General features: G+C 70.2%; 1 protein-coding gene, 1 tRNA gene and 1 pseudogene. 1 reads left to right on the forward strand and 2 read right to left on the reverse strand.

What is annotated here, in order from left to right; translation table 11 throughout:
* Together ASG00_RS15570 and ASG00_RS00105 are read right to left on the reverse strand one after the other, a co-directional pair.
* Positions 1–358, reverse strand: a pseudogene (locus tag ASG00_RS15570) (hypothetical protein); the annotation flags it as partial.
* An 85-nt stretch (positions 359–443) separates the two neighbouring features.
* Positions 444–2,840, reverse strand: coding sequence for an ATP-dependent helicase (locus tag ASG00_RS00105; RefSeq protein ID WP_056206011.1), 2,397 nt, complete (start codon positions 2,838–2,840; stop codon positions 444–446).
* 116 nt (positions 2,841–2,956) lie between these two features.
* On the opposite strand from ASG00_RS00105, the gene ASG00_RS14670 reads away from it, so the two are divergent.
* Positions 2,957–3,032, forward strand: a tRNA-Met gene (locus tag ASG00_RS14670).
* The last annotated feature ends 134 nt before the right edge of the window (positions 3,033–3,166 follow it).

Consider the following 3,166-nt stretch of genomic DNA (forward strand, 5'->3'; position numbering starts at 1 on the left):
CGGCGAGCGCCGCCTTGAGCAGCACGTTGTCGGGCATGCCGGGCACGGCCTCGGTGACGGCGGGCATCTCGGGCGAGGGCAGCGTGAAGGGTGCCGGCGCCGGAACGGCGGCCGGCGCGGCGCCCGGCGCGCCGAACGTGGAGATCGAGATCGACACTTCGGGAACGGCGTCGGCGATGGAGGCGGCTTCGGCGGCCGCGGTGATGTCGCCCTCACCGGAAGCGGTGCCGTCGGTGGTGTTGCCGGCAGCTGTGCCGAGAGCCGATGCGGCGGCGGTCTCGCCCGTCGGCGCGGGGGCCGCGGCATCCGTCGATTCGGAAGCGGCGTTCGGCGCGGGGCGTCGGGAGAAGAGGGCCATGGGCACAGCCTACGTCGGGGCTCGGACGGGCCCTATCGGTGGTGTGGACAGTTGTGGGCGCGGCGGCCGACGGCCGGTGAACGCGTCAGATCTTCTCGATGGGCGCGATCTTGACGAGCAGCCTCTTGGCCGCCCCGGAGTCGAAGCGCACGTGCGCGATGCGCTTCGCGCCCTCACCGGTGACCGCGTCGACGCGTCCCTCGCCGAAGTCGTCGTGACGGATGCGGTCGCCCGCCGCGAGCTCCATGTCGCCGTTGTCACGCACTTTCGCGGGCACCTTGTTCGCGAAGCGGTCGAGCGAGGTGGACTTCGGCAGGAGCGCGGGGGTTTCGTTGCGGAATCCGCCGCGGGAGCCCGAGCCGCCGCCGAACCGGGGCGGAGCCTGGCGCACGAGGTCGGCGGGCGATTGGCGCCAGTCGACGAGGTCGGCGGGGATCTCCTGCAGGAAGCGGCTCGGCACGGCGGAGGCGATCTCGCCGAACTGCGCGCGGGTCATGGCGAGGGAGAGGTAGAGGCGCTTGCGCGCGCGGGTGACGCCGACGTAGAAGAGGCGGCGCTCTTCGGCGGGGCCGCCGGGCTCGCCGGCTGAGATGCGGTGCGGCAGCAGGTCTTCCTCGACGCCGGTGATGAAGACGGCGTCGTACTCGAGACCCTTGGCGGTGTGCAGGGTCATGAGCGAGACCGAGCCGGAGGCGTCGTCGAGGTCGTCGGCGTCGGAGACGAGGGCGACCTCGGCGAGGAAGTCGATGACGGTGCCGTCGGGGTTGTTGCGCGCGAACTCGCGGGCGACGGCGACGAACTCGTCGAGGTTCTCGACGCGCGCTTCGTCTTGCGGGTCGCGGCTCATGCGCAGCGCGTCGAGGTAGCCGCTGCGTCCCAGCAGCAGCGAGAGCCCGTCGGCGACGGCGGTGGGCGGGGCCACTTCGCCGCTGGCGGGCAGCATGATCTCGGATGCCGCACCCAGCACGCCGTGCAGATGGGTGATGGCGGTCTGCAGCTTGGGGCCCACGCCGAGGTCGCCGGCGTGGCCGAGTGCCTCGCGGAAGGTGATGCCGCGATCGGCGGCGAAGCGGCTGATGGTCTCGATGGAGACGTCGCCGATGCCGCGCTTGGGCTTGTTGACGATGCGGCGCAGCGCCATCTCGTCGGCCGGGTTGGCGACGGCGGTGAGGTAGGCGAGGGCGTCCTTGATCTCGGCGCGCTCGTAGAACTTGGTGCCGCCCATGATCTTGTAGGGAACGGCGGCGCGGATGAGGATCTCTTCGAGCGCACGCGACTGGGCGTTGGTGCGGTAGAAGACGGCGACCTGGGAGTAGTCGACACCGCGGCGGTGGATGGCCTCGATCTCGTCCGCGACGAACTGGGCCTCGTCATGCTGCGAGTAGCCGGTGTATCCGACGATGCGCTCACCGGCGCCGGAGTCGGTCCAGAGGTTCTTCGCCTTGCGGTCGAAGTTGTGGCCGATGACCGCGTTGGCGGCGGAGAGGATGTTCTGCGTCGACCGGTAGTTCTGCTCGAGCAGCACGACGCGGGCGCCGGGGAAGTCGCGTTCGAACTCGCTGATGTTGCGGATGTCGGCGCCTCGGAACGCGTAGATCGACTGGTCGGAGTCGCCCACGACCGTCAGCGACGCGCCCTCGAGCTCGGGCGCGTGCTCGGGTTCGAAGATCATCATGCCGCCACTGGAATACGCCTCGGCGGCGCCGACGACGGGGCGGGTGAGCTCGTGGATGAGTGCGTACTGGGCGGCGTTGGTGTCCTGGTACTCGTCGACGAGTATGTGCCGGAACCGCTTGCGGTAGGCGTCGGCGACCGCCGGGAACGCGCGGAAGAGGTAAACGGTCTGCGCGATCAGGTCGTCGAAGTCGAAGGCGTTTGCCCGCTGCAGCGCGCGCTCGTAGTCGCCGAAGAGCTCGGAGAAGAGGCGTTCGGCGGGGTCGGAGAAGTTGGCCTGGCGGGCGAAAGCCGCGGCATCCGTCAGTTCGTTCTTGAGGCGGGAGATGCGGCCCTGCACGCCCGCGGGGCTGAGTCCGAAGCGCTCGGCCTCGCGGTCTTTCACGAGGCGCTTGATGAGCGCGCGGGAGTCGCCGGAGTCGTAGATCGTGAACGACGAGGTGAAGCCGAAGTTCTCGGCCTCGCGCCGCAGGATGCGCACGCACGCCGAGTGGAAGGTCGAGATCCACATGCCGCGGGCGCTCTCGCCGACCAGCTGGCCGACGCGTTCGCGCATCTCGCCGGCGGCCTTGTTCGTGAACGTGATCGCGAGGATCTGACTCGGCCACGCCTCGCGGCGACGCAGCAGCGACGCGATGCGGTGCGTGAGCACGCGGGTCTTGCCCGACCCTGCCCCCGCCACGATCAGCAGCGCCGGTCCGCGGTAGGTCACGGCCTCGCGCTGCGGGGGATTGAGCCCGTCGAGCAGGTCGTCGTCGACGCCGCCGGTGCCGCCGGGAACGACGACGGGAACGGATGACTCGACCATGGGCTCCCAGTTTAGAGGGGGAGGCGGACACGCGATCCGGTCACGCAGGGTCATCGTCGGCAATAGTGCGAGACACGCCTTCCGGATGTCGCGGCCCCGGGTTAGCGTGAGGTCATCGCGGCGATCCGGGCGGTCCCGGGCACCGGCTCATACCCGGTCGTGTTGCGGGTTCGACTCCCGCCGTCGCGTCCACGTCGTCATGCACTTTGCGCTTTCCGCGTATCGGTGGTCGACACTCCCCGCTAGCCCCGCGCGAACCCCACCCCGAGGTCCGCGTGGTCGACGAACACACCATCGATCCCGCTCCCCCAGATCTCGCTCCACTC

Origin of the sequence: Microbacterium sp. Leaf351 (assembly GCF_001423825.1) — a bacterium.
Lineage (GTDB): Bacteria > Actinomycetota > Actinomycetes > Actinomycetales > Microbacteriaceae > Microbacterium > Microbacterium ginsengisoli.

Excerpts from the sequence above, each read along its gene's own strand:
- ASG00_RS00105 (WP_056206011.1), bottom strand. The coding sequence starts at position 2,840 with ATGGTCGAGTCATCCGTTCCCGTCGTCGTTCCCGGCGGCACCGGCGGC.